General features: G+C 62.7%; 15 protein-coding genes. 10 read left to right on the forward strand and 5 right to left on the reverse strand.

Going from position 1 to position 13,973, the window contains the following annotated elements; all coding sequences use genetic code 11:
* The 3 genes from AC27VO_RS00005 to AC27VO_RS00015 all read right to left on the reverse strand — a co-directional run.
* Positions 1 to 791, reverse strand: a 791-nt coding sequence (locus AC27VO_RS00005; protein ID WP_488664660.1) for a class II glutamine amidotransferase, incomplete at its 3' end; no start/stop codon positions are given.
* 76 nt (positions 792 to 867) lie between these two features.
* On the reverse strand, positions 868 to 2,331 hold the full coding sequence (locus AC27VO_RS00010) for an MFS transporter (RefSeq protein WP_488664661.1): 1,464 nt from the start codon (positions 2,329 to 2,331) through the stop codon (positions 868 to 870).
* A gap of 50 nt (positions 2,332 to 2,381) precedes the next feature.
* Positions 2,382 to 2,594, reverse strand: a complete 213-nt coding sequence (locus tag AC27VO_RS00015; protein ID WP_488664662.1) for a cysteine-rich CWC family protein — start codon at positions 2,592 to 2,594, stop codon at positions 2,382 to 2,384.
* 300 nt (positions 2,595 to 2,894) lie between these two features.
* Here AC27VO_RS00015 and AC27VO_RS00020 point away from each other — a divergent pair, with 300 nt between their 5' ends.
* The 5 genes from AC27VO_RS00020 to AC27VO_RS00040 all read left to right on the forward strand — a co-directional run bounded on the left by AC27VO_RS00020 (position 2,895) and on the right by AC27VO_RS00040 (position 6,479).
* Positions 2,895 to 3,287, forward strand: a complete 393-nt coding sequence (locus tag AC27VO_RS00020) for a winged helix-turn-helix transcriptional regulator (RefSeq protein ID WP_488664663.1) — start codon at positions 2,895 to 2,897, stop codon at positions 3,285 to 3,287.
* Between the two features lie 62 nt (positions 3,288 to 3,349).
* A complete protein-coding gene (locus tag AC27VO_RS00025) occupies positions 3,350 to 3,568 on the forward strand; it encodes a nuclear transport factor 2-like protein (protein WP_488664664.1) in 219 nt (72 codons plus the stop codon).
* A 3-nt stretch (positions 3,569 to 3,571) separates the two neighbouring features.
* Entirely contained in the window at positions 3,572 to 3,748 is a 177-nt protein-coding gene (locus tag AC27VO_RS00030) for a hypothetical protein (protein WP_488664665.1), read from the forward strand.
* A gap of 309 nt (positions 3,749 to 4,057) precedes the next feature.
* The gene (locus AC27VO_RS00035) at positions 4,058 to 4,543 is read left to right on the forward strand and encodes a GreA/GreB family elongation factor (RefSeq protein ID WP_488664666.1); all 486 of its coding nucleotides are present in this window, start codon (positions 4,058 to 4,060) and stop codon (positions 4,541 to 4,543) included.
* A gap of 1,066 nt (positions 4,544 to 5,609) precedes the next feature.
* Positions 5,610 to 6,479, forward strand: a complete 870-nt coding sequence (locus AC27VO_RS00040; protein WP_488664667.1) for an autotransporter outer membrane beta-barrel domain-containing protein — start codon at positions 5,610 to 5,612, stop codon at positions 6,477 to 6,479.
* A 137-nt stretch (positions 6,480 to 6,616) separates the two neighbouring features.
* Here AC27VO_RS00040 and AC27VO_RS00045 read toward each other — a convergent pair whose 3' ends face one another.
* A complete protein-coding gene (locus tag AC27VO_RS00045) occupies positions 6,617 to 8,821 on the reverse strand; it encodes a malate synthase G (RefSeq protein ID WP_488664668.1) in 2,205 nt (734 codons plus the stop codon).
* Positions 8,822 to 9,061: 240 nt separating this feature from the next.
* Between AC27VO_RS00045 and AC27VO_RS00050 the strand changes: the two genes are divergently transcribed.
* A complete protein-coding gene (locus tag AC27VO_RS00050; RefSeq protein ID WP_488664669.1) occupies positions 9,062 to 9,994 on the forward strand; it encodes a LysR family transcriptional regulator in 933 nt (310 codons plus the stop codon).
* Positions 9,991 to 10,437, forward strand: coding sequence for a DUF2214 family protein (locus AC27VO_RS00055; protein ID WP_488664670.1), 447 nt, complete (start codon positions 9,991 to 9,993; stop codon positions 10,435 to 10,437). Before AC27VO_RS00050 ends, AC27VO_RS00055 begins: the two co-directional genes overlap by 4 nt.
* A 4-nt stretch (positions 10,438 to 10,441) precedes the next feature.
* Here the strand turns inward: AC27VO_RS00055 and AC27VO_RS00060 are convergent, their stop codons facing one another.
* Positions 10,442 to 10,771, reverse strand: a complete 330-nt coding sequence (locus AC27VO_RS00060; RefSeq protein WP_488664671.1) for a YdcA family protein — start codon at positions 10,769 to 10,771, stop codon at positions 10,442 to 10,444.
* An 88-nt stretch (positions 10,772 to 10,859) separates the two neighbouring features.
* On the opposite strand from AC27VO_RS00060, the gene argS reads away from it, so the two are divergent.
* The 3 genes from argS to AC27VO_RS00075 are packed head-to-tail and all read left to right on the forward strand — an operon-like array spanning position 10,860 to position 13,949.
* Positions 10,860 to 12,569 carry an arginine--tRNA ligase gene (argS, locus tag AC27VO_RS00065; protein WP_488664672.1) on the forward strand — a complete coding sequence of 570 codons (1,710 nt, stop codon included), beginning with the start codon at positions 10,860 to 10,862 and terminating at the stop codon, positions 12,567 to 12,569.
* A gap of 32 nt (positions 12,570 to 12,601) precedes the next feature.
* On the forward strand, positions 12,602 to 13,246 hold the full coding sequence (locus AC27VO_RS00070) for an SPOR domain-containing protein (protein ID WP_488664673.1): 645 nt from the start codon (positions 12,602 to 12,604) through the stop codon (positions 13,244 to 13,246).
* A gap of 55 nt (positions 13,247 to 13,301) precedes the next feature.
* Positions 13,302 to 13,949: a thiol:disulfide interchange protein DsbA/DsbL gene (locus AC27VO_RS00075; RefSeq protein ID WP_488665503.1), complete on the forward strand. Its 648-nt coding sequence runs from the start codon at positions 13,302 to 13,304 to the stop codon at positions 13,947 to 13,949.
* Positions 13,950 to 13,973 lie beyond the last annotated feature (24 nt).

Consider the following 13,973-nt stretch of genomic DNA (forward strand, 5'->3'; position numbering starts at 1 on the left):
CAGGATTCCGATGGTCGGGTGCGCTGGCCAAGGTGCAGGCGGCCATCCATGAACACATTGACCAGGCCTTGTTCAAACTGCGTCCAAGTTTCGTTCTTGGTGAGCGGCGCGGTGACGATGACGGCGACCTTGTCGTTGGGTGTGGTTTCGCTGGAGAAGTCGACACTCAGGTCTTCATCCGACAGATGGGCCTGGGCAAACGGGTGGCGGCGTTCTGTGAAGAACAGGTTGGTGGTGGCGTGGGCCCACAGGGCTTCGCCGTTGGAGAGCAGGAAGTTGAAGGTGCCGTGCGGCGCGATGCGCTGGGCCAGCTCTTGCAGGGTGAGGGTCAGCTCTTCAATGCTGGGCACACCGGCGTGGGATTTCCACAGCTCTTGCATGATCCAGCAGAAGGCCAGCTCGCTGTCGGTGCTGCCCACGGGGTGAAAGTGGGTGTGCAGCTTGGGGACAAAGCCCTTGAGGTCACCGTTGTGCGCAAACACCCAGTTGCGGCCCCACAGCTCCCGCACAAAGGGGTGGCAGTTTTGCAGGCTGACCACGCCTTGCGTGGCTTTGCGGATGTGGGCAATGACGTTCTGGCTTTTGATGGGGTAGTGGCGAATGAGCTGGGCCACAGGCGAGTCGATGGCGCGTTCATGGTCCACGAAGTGGCGCAAGCCTTTGTCTTCAAAGAACGCAATGCCCCAGCCGTCGGTGTGATCGCCGGTGTTGCCCGCCCGTTGCGCAAAGCCGCTGAAGCTAAAGCGCACATCGGTGGGGGTGTTGCAGTTCATTCCTAGCAGCTGGCACATGGGCGCACATTCCGTCTCAAACAATCAAAGGCGATAGCCTAACGTGCCTGCCGCCGCTTGTGTGCAATGCGGCGGTTTAGCGCGGCGTTTTGTTCGGTGGCGAGCGCAATTGCGTGGCCGCCACAAAGGCCAGCAGACACAGCACGGTCAGCATGGCAAAGCTCTCGTGGAACGCTGTGACCTTGCCCTGCAGCGCATCTACGCCAGGGTTGGCGGCCTGCACGGCCAGCCGCCACTCCAGCACAATGCCGCACAGCCCCACGCCAATGGCACCGCCCAGCATGCGAATAAAGCTGATGGTGCTGGAGCCTTGGGCAATCAGCGTGCGGTCCAGCGGGCGCATGGCGCCCAGGTTCAGGCTGGGCAAGATAAAGCCCAGGCCGATACGGCCCACCACAATAAAACCAGCCAGCAGCCACAGCGCCATGCCGGGGCCGGCCCACAGCATCAGGCCAAACGACAGCGCCAGCAGCAGCATGCCAATGCTGGTGAGCCAGTGCGTGGGCTGCGTGTCTGCCATCCGGCCGACCAGCGGAATGGCAATGGCCAGCACCATGCCGGCGGGCAGCAGCAGATTGCCTGCGTAGCTGGCCGACAGGCCCAGCCCCATCTGCATAAACACCGGCAGCAGGTAGGTGGAGCCAAACATGGCCGTGCCATAGATGAAGGCGACGATGCAGCCCATGACAAACGGGCGGTAGCCAAACAGGCGCAAAACCATCAGCGGCTGGCGGCCCTGGCGCAGCAAATACTTCTGCCAGGCAATGAATGCCGTCAGGCACACCACGGCCACGGCCAGCAGCAGTGCACCCTCGGTATGGCTGTGGTGCAAGGCCACCAGGGCATTCAGCACGCTGAGTGTGCCGACGGTCACCAGACCCAGTCCCCACACATCCAGCTTGCTGCCGCTGCCACTCTGGGGGGCACCATCGGGGGATGACGACGGAACAAACTTCCACGCCAGCCACAGCGACAGCAGGCAGGGCGGCACCACCATGAAGAATGTGGAGCGCCAGCCCATCCAGTCCACCAGCAGGCCACCCAGTGCCGGTGCAATGGCCGGCGCCAGCACCACGCCCATGCCAAACATGCCACCGGCGCGGCCCTGCTCGGTGGGTTTGAATGCCCGCAAGATGATGACCGCCGGAATCGGCTGGATGATGCCGGCCGCCACCCCTTCCGCCAGGCGCGAGAGCAGCAGCAATTCAAAATGCTGCGCCAGCCCCCCGGCCAGGCCGCCCACCAGCAGCAAGCCAATGGCCCAGGCATAGGTGGCGCGGTAGCCAAAACGGGCCAGCATCCACGGCGTGACCAGCATGGCGATGGTGGAGGCCACCATGAACGCCGAGGTGATCCACTGCGCGCGCTCCTGCCCCAGGCCAAAGTAGGCACTCATGGCGGGAATGGCCACATTCACGCTGGTGGAGGGAATGATGGAGGCAATCACCCCCACCATCAGCGCCATCAGCAGCAGCCAGCGGTAACGCTCGCCATGGCGGGCTTTCAGAACATCAGACGGCGCGGGGGCGAACAAAGACATGGGGAGCATTCCAACACAAAGCGCAGGGTGCGCAGCCTACGCTTTTGGGCTTAGCTTGGCTGCTTGTTGGCGACAGGTGCCTGCCCGCAGGCGGCGCACACGCAGGCTTGGCCGCGCTGCTCAGCGGGAATGCGTGCCAGCGCGTCCGGCGCAATCGTGGCTTGCATGCACCAGCACGTCTCGGGCGGCAGGCCCGCAGTGATGGCGCATTGGTTGGCTTGGCCGCACAAGGGGCACCGGCTGGGCGAAAGGGGTGAAGACATCGGCGCAGTGTAGGCGGCGGTGCGTGCAAGCGTGTGCTGCAAGGAATTGGTCTTGCACATCCAAACAGCTGTTTGCGCAGTTTTATCCAACGCAGACAGCTATGAATTTTGAGTGGATGGGTGCGATGTGTTCGCCAATGACCAGCCCAGATTTGGCTGACACGCGAAGGCTCTGCTGTACGACAACATGCGCGAGCTCGCCGGTGGCGGCTGTGCGCACAATCGTGGGCAGCGCAATAGGGTCCAGCCTTTGCGCCGTGCGCGCCCGCGCACCTGACTGGCCCATGGCATGGAGGGTTTATGGATCAAATCTCGGAAGTCGATGCCTGCAAGCTGGCGTTTGTCATGGCCATCAAGGATGCGTTGAATGTCGTCAGTGGCCAATGGAAGCTCGCCATCGTGTGCGCCCTGCTGAGTGGCCCGCGCCGCTTCAACGAGATGGAAAGGCTGCTCGACGGTTTAACGCCGCGCATGCTGGCCCGCGAATTGCGCGAGCTGGAAGTCAACGGCGTGGTGATGCGCACCAGTGCGGTGGGCGCGAGTGCCGTGCGCAGCTATGCGCTGACCCCTTCTGGCCAGCAGTTGGAGACAGTCATCCTGCGCATGGCGGAGTGGGGCGTCAGCCATCGCAAGCAGATGGCCCAGAGCCTGCTGGATGGCATGACACAGAGCCTGTCGCTATCCAAAGTGTGAGTGCTTTGTCCGAAGGTGCTGCCTAGCATGGGGCATCTCAAACCCTCTCAAGGAGTACGCAGATGAGCAGCCCTGAAATCACCGTGGTGGAAAAGATGTTTGCGGCATTTGCCGCCAAGGATGTCGCACAGGCCGTGAGCACCGTGTCGAAGGACACGGTGTGGGTGCACCACGGCACAACAAAGATGCCGGCCATGCGCTTTCTGGGCAAGTCCGGAGTGACGAAGTTTTTTGAAACCAGCATCCATAAGATGCAGATGGAGTACTTCCGGGTGTTGTAGACCGTGCAGCAAGGCCCCTTGGTGATCGCACTGGGCGAAGAGCGCTTCACCAGGCCCGGGCGTGATGGTGCTTGGGCGCAAAAGTGGGTGCAGGTCTATACCGTAGAGCACGGCTTGATCACCCGCATGGATGAGTACGCCACTTCGGCCGAAGCGGGCGACTATGGTGGGGTGGAATGACCGCAGCGCTGGGACCGTGCGTGGCGTAGCCTGCACACCTGCTACATAAAAAGGCACCTTGTGGTGCCTTTTTGTTTGCCAAATGGGCCTTTCGCGTAGATTGCGTCAGCGCTGATAGCTACGCTTTTTAAGCGCTTTCCTTCACCCTCAGGCGCCATGCGTGGCAGCCGTGGCCCGGTCTAGCCCGAAGGCTGCTGTACGCCCTTGAACACGAGGTTCAGCGCGGCTTGCATGCGCAGCGCGCTGGGTGCGCACAAGGCACGGGCTTCATAATCGGCGCCCTGTTTGCGTTTTCTGGAGCGATCGATCTTGGTAGATAAATTGTGGCTGCAGCAGCAGGTGCTGCAACAGTTGGACGAGGACTTGCTGCGCGTGGAGCAGGCGGCGCGGTTCGCCCATGAAACGGCCACGCACGAAGAAAACATTGCCGAGAACAAGTACGACACCTTGGGTCTGGAGGCCAGCTACCTCGCCGCAGGCCAAGCCCGCCGTGCAGAGGCGCTGCGCCAAGCCATCAGCCTGTGGCGCCAATGGGTGCCGCAGCCGTACACCGAGCGCCAAGGCATAGGCCAGGGGGCGCTGGTCTGGCTGGCCGATGCCCAAGGGCAAGAACAGCTGCTATTGGTTGGCCCCGAAGGTGGCACCATGAAGCTGAGCTACGGCGCCGCGCACATTCAGGTCATCAGCCACCAAGCGCCCTTGGCGCAGGCGCTGTGGGGCAAGTGTGAGGGGGATGAGGTGGTACTGCAGATGGGGGCGGAGCGCCAGCAGTGGGAAGTGCTGCGGGTGGAATAGGCTGCCAAGCGCTGCCACGGAGTCGCTCCATCGTTGCGCCTGCGCGCGCTTTTTGGCCCAACCTGTTGTGCTGCAAAGCAGCATGCCGTATTTCGATTACTGCAAGCCAAATTGGCATCTGGCGCTTATCTAGCAAGCGCTGGTAGCTCTTTATTTTGAATCTGTATTGCCCCAATGTTGCCGCAATGTGCTGCAATGGTCTTGGTCTTCCATGGCGGTCGTGTGCACCACGCCGTCACTGTCTTGCGGTGCAGCAATCACACGATCGCCCGTTGGAGCAATGGCTCCCCCTTCAGGTAGCCATGTGGGCATAGCGCACCCATGGTGATGGCGGTATTCCAATGCTGGCGGGCAGCAGCAGCAGCATCAGCGGCAGCATTTATGGCGGCTACAGCCAAGGCGGGGCCGCTGGTGCGCAGATGCTGGATGGCACCACCAGTGATGGCGCTGTGGGCCAAGGTGGGCGGGTGTACAACAACCAAGTCACGCTGGTGGGCGAGAACCTCTCCATTGCTGGCAGTGTTTATGGCGGCTGGAGTGTGAATGGGGATGGCAGCATCAACACCGACCGCAGTTTTTACAGCGGCAATACGCTGGTGCTCGATGGCTTCAAGGGTACGGTGCAAGGCATTTACCACTTTGACCGCTACAGCTGGGTGCTGCCAAAAAACGTGGTCAACCAGGATGTGCTGGTGCGCGTGCAAAACGCGGTGGATGTGCAGGGCACGCAGCACACGGTGGCGATGGTCAGCGATGGCAAGCGGCTGTACACGGGCGATACCGTGACCTTGATTGACAAGGCCACGGGCACGCCCACGCTGACCACGGCGCAAATCCAACAAGGCCTGCTGCTGACGTATGACGCCAGCCTGGCGGTGCGCAACGATGGCGCCTTGGTGCTGACCATTGACAAGGCGCCCCAGCCAGCCATAACAAAGCCTTCTTGGAAGGCAGCGCGGCCGCCATGGCTGCAGTGGGCGGTGGCGCCGACATGGTCAGCAGCGATGCCATGGGCGCCGCACGGCAAAGTGCCGGTGCAGCGGGTGCGACCGGTGGTGCAGGCGGCATGTTTGTGGCCACCGGGGGCGGCAGCAGCCGCTACCACACGGGCTCGCATGTGGATGTGCGCGACATCAGCTTGGCGCTGGGCGTGGCCAAGAACCTCGCGCTGTCCACGGGCAGCCTGATGCTGGGGGCGTTTGCCGAATACGGCCAAAGCCGCTATGACAGCTACAACGACTTTGCCGCCAGTGGCGTGGTGCGTGGCCAAGGCAACACCCATTACAGCGGCTTGGGCTTGATGCTGCACATGGGTGGCCTGGGGCAGCCAGCCGGCGTTGTGGCGGGTCAGGCCGCAGGCCCTAGGGGTGCCGTGGTTGAGCCTGCGGGGGCGTTTGTGGAAGCGGCCTTGCGGGCCGGGCGCAGCAGCAACCGCTATGACAGCGCTGATATGGTGGACGCCGCAGGCGTGCGCGGGCGCTATACCTCGCATGCCAACTATGTCAGCGCCATGGCCGGTGGTGGCTATGTGTGGCAGCTGGACGCCCAGCAGGCGCTACAAGCCTATGGCCGCTACACCTGGGGCAAGCTGGGCAGTGACCAGGTGTGGATTGGCGCTGATGCCTTGACCCTGGGTGCGGTGCTTAGCGCCCGCCTGCGCCTGGGTGCGCGCTACAGCTACACCACTGCCAGCCAGATGACGCCGTATGTGGGCCTGGCCTGGGAGCGTGAATTCCGGGGCGCTGCCACCGGCAAGGCCTACGACATGGCGATTGAAGCGCCTTCGCTGCGCGGCAGCACCGCCGTGCTGGAGCTGGGCGTGCGCCTGCAGCCCTCAGCCCGTTACCGCAGTCTGGCGCTGGATGTGGGCGTGCAGGGCTACGCCGGCAAGCGCGAGGGCGTGGCCGCCTCGGCCAAAGTACTCTACGCGTTTTAAGGTGCGGCCGGGCGAAGGTCAAGGCTGCTCCGGCACAGCGTTCGTAAAAAAAGGCACCTTGCGGTGCCTTTGTTGTTGTGTCAGTCTAATAAGCCACTATCGCTTACTGCATAAGCGTTTGTAGCTATGACTTTGGTTTAAGCTTGGCCGGCTTTGACCTTCAAACGCCATGCGTGCAGCAGCGGCTCGGTGTAGCCCGAAGGCTGTTGCACGCCCTTGAACACCAGGTCCAGCGCAGCTTGCATGGCAGCGCCGTTGGGGTGGGCGGCCAAGCTCTTGTAGGCAGCGTCACCAGCGTTTTGCTGGTCCACCACCTTGGCCATGCGGGCAAAGGTGTCGCGCACCTGCTGCTCGGAGACAACGCCGTGCAGCAGCCAGTTGGCAATGTGCTGGCTGGAGATACGCAGCGTGGCGCGGTCTTCCATCAGGCCCACGTTGTGGATGTCGGGCACCTTGGAGCAGCCGACGCCCTGGTCCACCCAGCGCACCACATAGCCCAAGATACCTTGCACGTTGTTGTCCAGCTCTTGCTGCTTTTCCGCGTCGGTCCACTTGGGGTCCTTGGCCACGGGGATTTGCAGCAGGTCGGCCAGGATGTTGGCGCGCTCGGTGTCGGCGCTGGTTTTTTCCAGCTCTTTTTGCACGTCGGCCACGTTCACCTGGTGGTAGTGCAGGGCGTGCAGCGTGGCGCCAGTGGGCGATGGTACCCAGGCGGTGTTGGCACCGGCCTTGGGGTGGCCAATTTTTTGCTCCAGCATGGCTTTCATCAGGTCGGGCATGGCCCACATGCCCTTGCCGATTTGGGCGCGGCCGCGCAGGCCCATGGTCAGGCCGACCAGCACATTGCTCTTTTCATAGGCTTGCAGCCAGGCGCTGGTCTTCATGTCGCCCTTGCGCACCATGGGGCCCGCTTGCATGGCGGTGTGCATTTCGTCGCCGGTGCGGTCCAGGAAGCCGGTGTTGATGAAGGCTACGCGCGCAGGGGCTGCTGCAATGGCGGCCTTCAGGTTCACGCTGGTGCGGCGCTCTTCGTCCATGATGCCCAGCTTGACGGTGTTGTCCTTCATGCCCAGCACTTGTTCGACACGACCAAACAGCTCGTTGGCAAAAGCCACTTCAGCGGGGCCGTGCATCTTGGGCTTGACGATGTAGACGCTGCCGGTGCGGCTGTTCTTGATGCCGTTAGCACCCAGACCCTTCAGGTCATGGATGGCGATGGTGGTGGTGACCATGGCGTCCAGAATGCCTTCGGGAATCTCTTTGCCTTCTGCGCCCCAGAGGATGGCGGGGTTGGTCATCAGGTGGCCCACATTGCGCACAAACATCAGCGAGCGGCCATGCAGCTTCACGGGCTGGCCTTGTGCTGCACCCGCGCCGGTGTAGACGCGGTCACCGTTGAGGCCGCGCGTGACGGTCTTGCCGCCCTTGTCGAAGGACTCGGTCAGTGTGCCCTTCAAAATGCCCAGCCAGTTGCTGTAGCCCAGCACTTTGTCTTCAGCGTCCACGGCGGCCACGGAGTCTTCCAGGTCCAGGATGGTGGACACAGCAGCTTCCACCACCACATCGGCCACGCCTGCGGCATCGGTCTGGCCGATGGGGGTGGCTTTGTTGATGATGATGTCGATGTGCAGGCCGTTGTTGATCAGCAGCACCGAGGTGGGTGCGGCTGCATCACCTTGGAAGCCGACGAACTTGGCGGCGTCTTTCAGCCCGGTCTTGCTGCCGTCCTTGAGGGTGACGGCCAGCTGGCCGCCTTCGACTTTGTAGCCGGTGGAATCTGCGTGCGAGCCAGCGGCCAGCGGTGCAGCTTGGTCGAGGAAGTTGCGCGCAAACGCAATGACCTTGGCGCCGCGCACGGGGTTGTAGCCCTTGCCTTTTTCGGCGCCGCCGTCTTCGCTGATGGCATCGGTGCCGTACAGCGCGTCATACAGGCTGCCCCAGCGGGCGTTGGCGGCATTCAGCGCGTAGCGGGCGTTCAGGATGGGCACCACCAGCTGGGGGCCGGCCATGGTGGCCAGTTCGGCATCCACGTTCTCGGTCGTGGCCTTGGCGCCAGCGGGCTGCTCCACCAGGTAGCCGATCTGTGTCAGAAACTTTTGGTAGGCCGCCATGTCGGCGATGGGGCCGGGGTGGGCCTTGTGCCAGGTGTCCAGCTCGGTCTGCAGGCGGTCGCGTTCGGCCAGCAGGGCGGCGTTCTTGGGGGCCAGGTCGGCCACCAGGGCGTCAAACCCTTTCCAGAACGTGGCGGCATCCACGCCAGTGCCCGGCAGCACTTGTTCGTTGATGAAAGTGTGCAGTTCGTTGGCAACTTGCAGGCCGTGGACTTGGGTGCGTGCGGTCATGGTGGGAACCCCTTGGAACATTGAAAAACCGTGGCTCCGCCAATGTGGAGCCTTGGGCTCACTGTATTCCAAAGATATGGGTTAATAAATTGGGCAAAAAGCTCAAAACTGATGACTTTTACGCAAAAGTGGGCAACACTTGCAAGGCGAGGTGGTTGTCACGTTGGTAAAGAAAACATAGCTGGAAGCGCTTGCTACATAAGCGCTAGAGGATAATTTCATGCATAAAGTATTTGTGCCATGGACAAACTGAAAGCCTTTGAGTCTTTTGTCTCCGTTGCCACCAAGGGCAGCTTGACGGCGGCCGCCAAGGCCGAGGGGGTGGCGCCGGCCATCATGGGGCGCCGGTTGGATGCGCTGGAGGAACACCTGGGCGTCAAGCTGATGGTGCGCACCACACGGCGCATCAGCCTGACGCACGAGGGCAGCGCCTTTCTGGAGGACTGCCAACGCCTGTTGGCCGATGTGTCTAACGCCGAAGCCAGTGTCTCTGCCGGGGGGGTGAAAGCCACCGGCCATCTGCGGCTGACGGCGCCTGCCGGGTTTGGCCGCCGCCATGTGGCCCCGCTGGTGCCGCTGTTTCATGATTTGCACCGGGAAGTCACCATCTCGCTGAACCTGAGCGACCGGGTGGCCGACTTGGCGGGCGAGGGCTATGACTGCGCGGTGCGCGTGGGCGATCTGCCGGATTCCTCCCTCATCAGCGTGCGCATGGCCGACAACCGGCGCCTGTGTGTGGCCACGCCCGGCTATCTGCAAAACCACGGCACACCCAAACACCCATCCGAGCTGGCGCAGCACCGCTGCCTGACTTTGTCGAGCGATGCTTCGCAGACCCGGGGCTGGGCATTCCGTCTGCCCAGCCGCGACGGCGGCACGGAGGTGGTGCACTTCAAGCCCACCGGGCCGCTGGACTGTTCGGACGGCCAGGTGCTGCACGACTGGTGCCTGGGTGGCTGGGGCATTGCCTGGCGCAGCACCTGGGAGGTGGAGGCCGAGATTGCCGCGGGCCGTCTGGTCGAGGTGCTGGCAGACTTTGCTGCGCCGCCCAACGGTATTTATCTGGTGTTCCCCCAGCGCAAGCACATGACTTTGCGGCTACGCTTGTGGATGGATTACCTCAAGGGCCAATATGAGCGCCCTGAGTTTTGGAGCAAAGGGATAGAGCGATGACCCTGGAAGCAATTCTGGCCAGCCTGCACCTGCTGGCCATCCTGACCCTGGTGGTGTTTCTCTCCAGCGAAGCCGCGCTGTGCCGCGCCGAATGGATGAATGAGGCCGTGGTGCGCCGCCTGGCCAAGCTGGACTTGATCTATGGGGTGGCGGCCCTGGTGCTGCTGCTCACCGGGATTGCGCGCATCGTCTGGGGGGCCAAGGGGCTGACCTGGTATGTCTCGCAGCCCTTGTTCCACCTGAAGATGCTGCTATTTTTTGTGACAGCGCTGCTGTCGCTGCGGCCAACCTTCGCCATCCGCAAGTGGGTGAAGACGCTGAATGTGGCGGGCACGCTGCCAGCGGCGGAATCGGTGCGCTGGGTGCGCAAATGGATCATGGTGCAGGCGCACGTGATTCCGGTGATTGCTGTGATTGCCGTGTTCTGGGCGCGCGGGATGTAAGGCCTCAGCGGCGCAGATAGCTTTTGTGCCCGCTGTCGCTGAGGCAGTAGCGCCCACCGCGCGGGCCGGTGCAGACCGCGCCGCTGCGGCAACTGCAGTCAGCACTGGCTGCTGGTGGGGTCTGGGGCAGCAGGCGCTGCGGTGTACTGGTGCCAGGGGCGGCGCACAATTTGCGCGAAGCGCTGATGGAGCCGTTGCGGCAGACAAATTGGCCATCCAGGCAATAGTCCACACCACCTTTGCGGCCCGAACAGGGCGTATTGGCCGCATGCGCGCTGGCCCCCATGCCCAGCAGGCACAGCAAGGCCGCGCCGATCCACATCCTGGTGTGCACACCCATCTCCCGTGTATTTTTCTGAGGCCAGAGTGTGCCGGATTCCAGTGCTTACGCAGGTTGTGGGCTGCGCACGTAAAATCGCCCGATGCTTTCTGTCAAACAAGAATTGCTCGCAGCGCTGGCTGCGCAGCTCGAAACCCTTTCGCCTGGCGCTGGCGCACGCGCTGCGTTCGAAAACCCCAAAGTGGCAGCCCATGGCGATTTCGCTTGTACGGCAGCCATGCAGCTGGCCAAGCCCCTGAAGGCCAACCCCCGTGCACTGGGGGAGCAGCTTAAAGCGTCTTTGGAGGCTACAGCCGCCTTCCAGCAATGGGTGGATGCTATCGAAATTGCAGGCCCAGGCTTCCTCAACATCCGCCTCAAGCCCGCTGCCAAGCAGCAGATCGTGCGCGAAGTGCTGGCGCAGGCCGAGAAGTTCGGCTACCAGGCCGACCGTGGTGAAAACATTCTGGTCGAGTTCGTCTCCGCCAACCCCACCGGTCCCCTGCACGTGGGCCACGGCCGCCAGGCGGCGATTGGTGATGCCATCAGCAACCTGTACGCCACCCAAGGCTGGAAGGTGCACCGCGAGTTCTATTACAACGACGCGGGCGCGCAGATCGACACGCTGACCAAGTCCACCCAGCTGCGTGCCAAGGGCTTCAAGCCCGGTGACGAGTGCTGGCCCACCGACAGCGAAAACCCGCTGGCCAAGAATTTCTACAACGGTGACTACATTGCCGACATCGCCAACGCGTTCCTGGCCAAGGAAAGCATCAAGGCCGATGACCGCGAGTTCACCGCCAATGGCGATGTGGAAGATTACGAAAACATTCGTAACTTTGCCGTGGCCTACCTGCGCAACGAGCAGGACAAGGACTTGCAGGCATTCAACCTGAAGTTCGACGAGTACTACCTGGAGTCCAGCCTCTACACCAACGGCTATGTGGCCGACACGGTGGAGCGCCTGATCGCCAGCGGCTACACCTACGAACAAGACGGCGCGCTGTGGCTCAAGTCCACCGAATTCGGTGACGACAAGGACCGCGTGATGCGCAAGTCCGACGGCCACTACACCTACTTCCTGCCCGATGTGGCCTATCACATCCAGAAGTTCAAGCGTGGCTACGGCAAGGTGGTGAACATTCAGGGCACCGACCACCACGGCACCATTGCCCGCGTGCGTGCGGGCCTGCAGGCGGCCAATGTGGGCATTCCCCAAGGCTACCCTGACTACGTGCTGCACACCATGGTGCGCGTGGTGCGCAACGGCGAAGAGGTGAAGATCAGCAAGCGTGCGGGGTCGTACGTGACGCTGCGTGACCTGATCGAGTGGACCAGCAAGGATGCCGTGCGCTTCTTCCTGTTGAGCCGCAAGCCCGATACCGAGTACACCTTCGACGTGGACCTGGCTGTGGCGCAGAACAACGACAACCCCGTGTACTACGTGCAGTACGCCCACGCCCGTATCCAGTCGGTGCTGCGCAGCTGGCAAGAAGCCGGTGGTGCCGGTGTGCCTGCACTCCAGAATGTGGACTTGTCCGCGCTGGAAGGCCCACAGGCCCAGGCGCTGATGCTGCTGCTGGCCAAGTACCCAGAGATGCTGAGTGCGGCTGCGGCCGGCAATGCGCCGCATGACGTCACTTTCTACCTGCGTGATTTGGCTTCCGCCTACCACAGCTACTACGATGCCGAGCGTATCTTGGTGGACGACGAAGCCGTGAAGCTGGCGCGTCTGGCGCTGGTCGCCGCGACAGCGCAGGTGCTGCACAATGGCTTGGCCGTGCTGGGTGTGAGCGCACCCGAGCGCATGTAACTGAAACAACAAGCAACGTGACAGGCGGTTTTATGGGTAAGCAGCAGCGTGGTGGCACCATCTTGGGGCTCATCATTGGTTTGATCTTGGGCCTGGGCATTGCGCTGGGGGTGGCGGTCTACGTCACCAAGGTGCCGGTGCCTTTCGTCAACAAGGGGGAGCCGCGCAACACGGAGGCCACCGAGAGCGAGCGCAACCGCAACTGGGACCCCAACTCACCCCTGTATGGCGGCACGCCTGGGCGTACCCAGCAGCCGCCTGCTGCAGCGCCTGCGCCGGATGCTCCCGTAGCCGCACCGACCCCGGTGGACCCTGTGGCCAAGCCGCCAGCGGCATCGGCCGATCCGCTGGGTGACCTGGCCAAGGCGCAGGTCAAGGCATCGGAGGCCAAAGCCGCCGCAGAGGCCAAGGCCTCGGCGGCGGCTGCCGCCAGTGCCGATGGCTTCAGCTACTTTGTGCAGGCCGGTGCTTTCCGCACCCAGGGCGATGCCGATGCACAGCGCGCCAAGCTGGCGATGCTGGGCTGGGAGGCGCGCATCAGCGAGCGTGAGCAAAATGGCCGTCCGGTGTTCCGCGTGCGCGTGGGGCCGTTCTCCAAGCGTGGCGATGCTGAACAGCTCAAGCAAAAGCTCGATGGCGCGGGTGTCGATTCCGCACTGGTCCGCGTGCAGCAATGAACTTTTTGAGCCCGCGTGGCTCATACCCCGCATATTTCGATAAGGAGTCCTTTTGATGCAACGCCGCCAGTTCTCTTTGGCCGCCGCTACGGCCGCCACCTCCATGGCTTTTGGTGCCAGCTCTGCCCTGGCGCAGCAAGCTGCTCCCAAGGAAGGCAAGGAATACCTGCGCTTGTCCAAGCCCGCGCCCACCGACGCGCCCGCCGGCAAGGTCGAAGTGGTGGAGTTCTTCTGGTACAGCTGCCCCCACTGCAACGCGTTTGAACCCACGTTTGCCGCCTGGAAGCAAAAAGCGCCTGCCAATGTGGTGGTGCACCGCGTGCCCGTCGCCTTCAACGCCAGCTTTGTGCCGCAGCAAAAGCTGTACTACGCACTGCAGGCCATGGACAACTTTGATGCCATGCACGTGAAGGTGTTCCACGCCATCCACGTGGAGCGCAACAAGCTGGCCAAGGACGAGGACATCTTCAACTGGGTGGCCAAGCAGGGTGTGGACGTGAACAAGTTCAAGGAGGTCTACAGCTCCTTCAACGTGTCCAGCCAGATCCGCAAGGCTGCTGCACTGCAGCAGGCGTATGACGTGGAGGGCGTGCCTTCCATGGGCGTGGCCGGCAAGTTCTATACCGACGGCCCCCGCGCAGGCAGCATGCCCAATGTGCTGAATGTGGTGGAGTTCCTGGTGGCGCAAAGCGCCAAGGCTTAAAGGTGGCCCCGTGAGGGGCTGCAC

The organism is Comamonas sp. 14P8.1.4 (genome assembly GCF_057799285.1).

Bases quoted from the DNA above. Each gene is read 5' to 3' on its own strand.
- AC27VO_RS00010 (WP_488664661.1), bottom strand. From the start codon at position 2,331: ATGTCTTTGTTCGCCCCCGCGCCGTCTGATGTTCTGAAAGCCCGCCAT.
- AC27VO_RS00015 (WP_488664662.1), bottom strand. From the start codon at position 2,594: ATGTCTTCACCCCTTTCGCCCAGCCGGTGCCCCTTGTGCGGCCAAGCC.
- AC27VO_RS00020 (WP_488664663.1), top strand. From the start codon at position 2,895: ATGGATCAAATCTCGGAAGTCGATGCCTGCAAGCTGGCGTTTGTCATG.
- AC27VO_RS00025 (WP_488664664.1), top strand. From the start codon at position 3,350: ATGAGCAGCCCTGAAATCACCGTGGTGGAAAAGATGTTTGCGGCATTT.
- AC27VO_RS00040 (WP_488664667.1), top strand. From the start codon at position 5,610: ATGTTTGTGGCCACCGGGGGCGGCAGCAGCCGCTACCACACGGGCTCG.
- AC27VO_RS00045 (WP_488664668.1), bottom strand. From the start codon at position 8,821: ATGACCGCACGCACCCAAGTCCACGGCCTGCAAGTTGCCAACGAACTG.
- AC27VO_RS00050 (WP_488664669.1), top strand. From the start codon at position 9,062: ATGGACAAACTGAAAGCCTTTGAGTCTTTTGTCTCCGTTGCCACCAAG.
- AC27VO_RS00055 (WP_488664670.1), top strand. From the start codon at position 9,991: ATGACCCTGGAAGCAATTCTGGCCAGCCTGCACCTGCTGGCCATCCTG.
- argS (WP_488664672.1), top strand. From the start codon at position 10,860: ATGCTTTCTGTCAAACAAGAATTGCTCGCAGCGCTGGCTGCGCAGCTC.
- AC27VO_RS00070 (WP_488664673.1), top strand. From the start codon at position 12,602: ATGGGTAAGCAGCAGCGTGGTGGCACCATCTTGGGGCTCATCATTGGT.
- AC27VO_RS00075 (WP_488665503.1), top strand. From the start codon at position 13,302: ATGCAACGCCGCCAGTTCTCTTTGGCCGCCGCTACGGCCGCCACCTCC.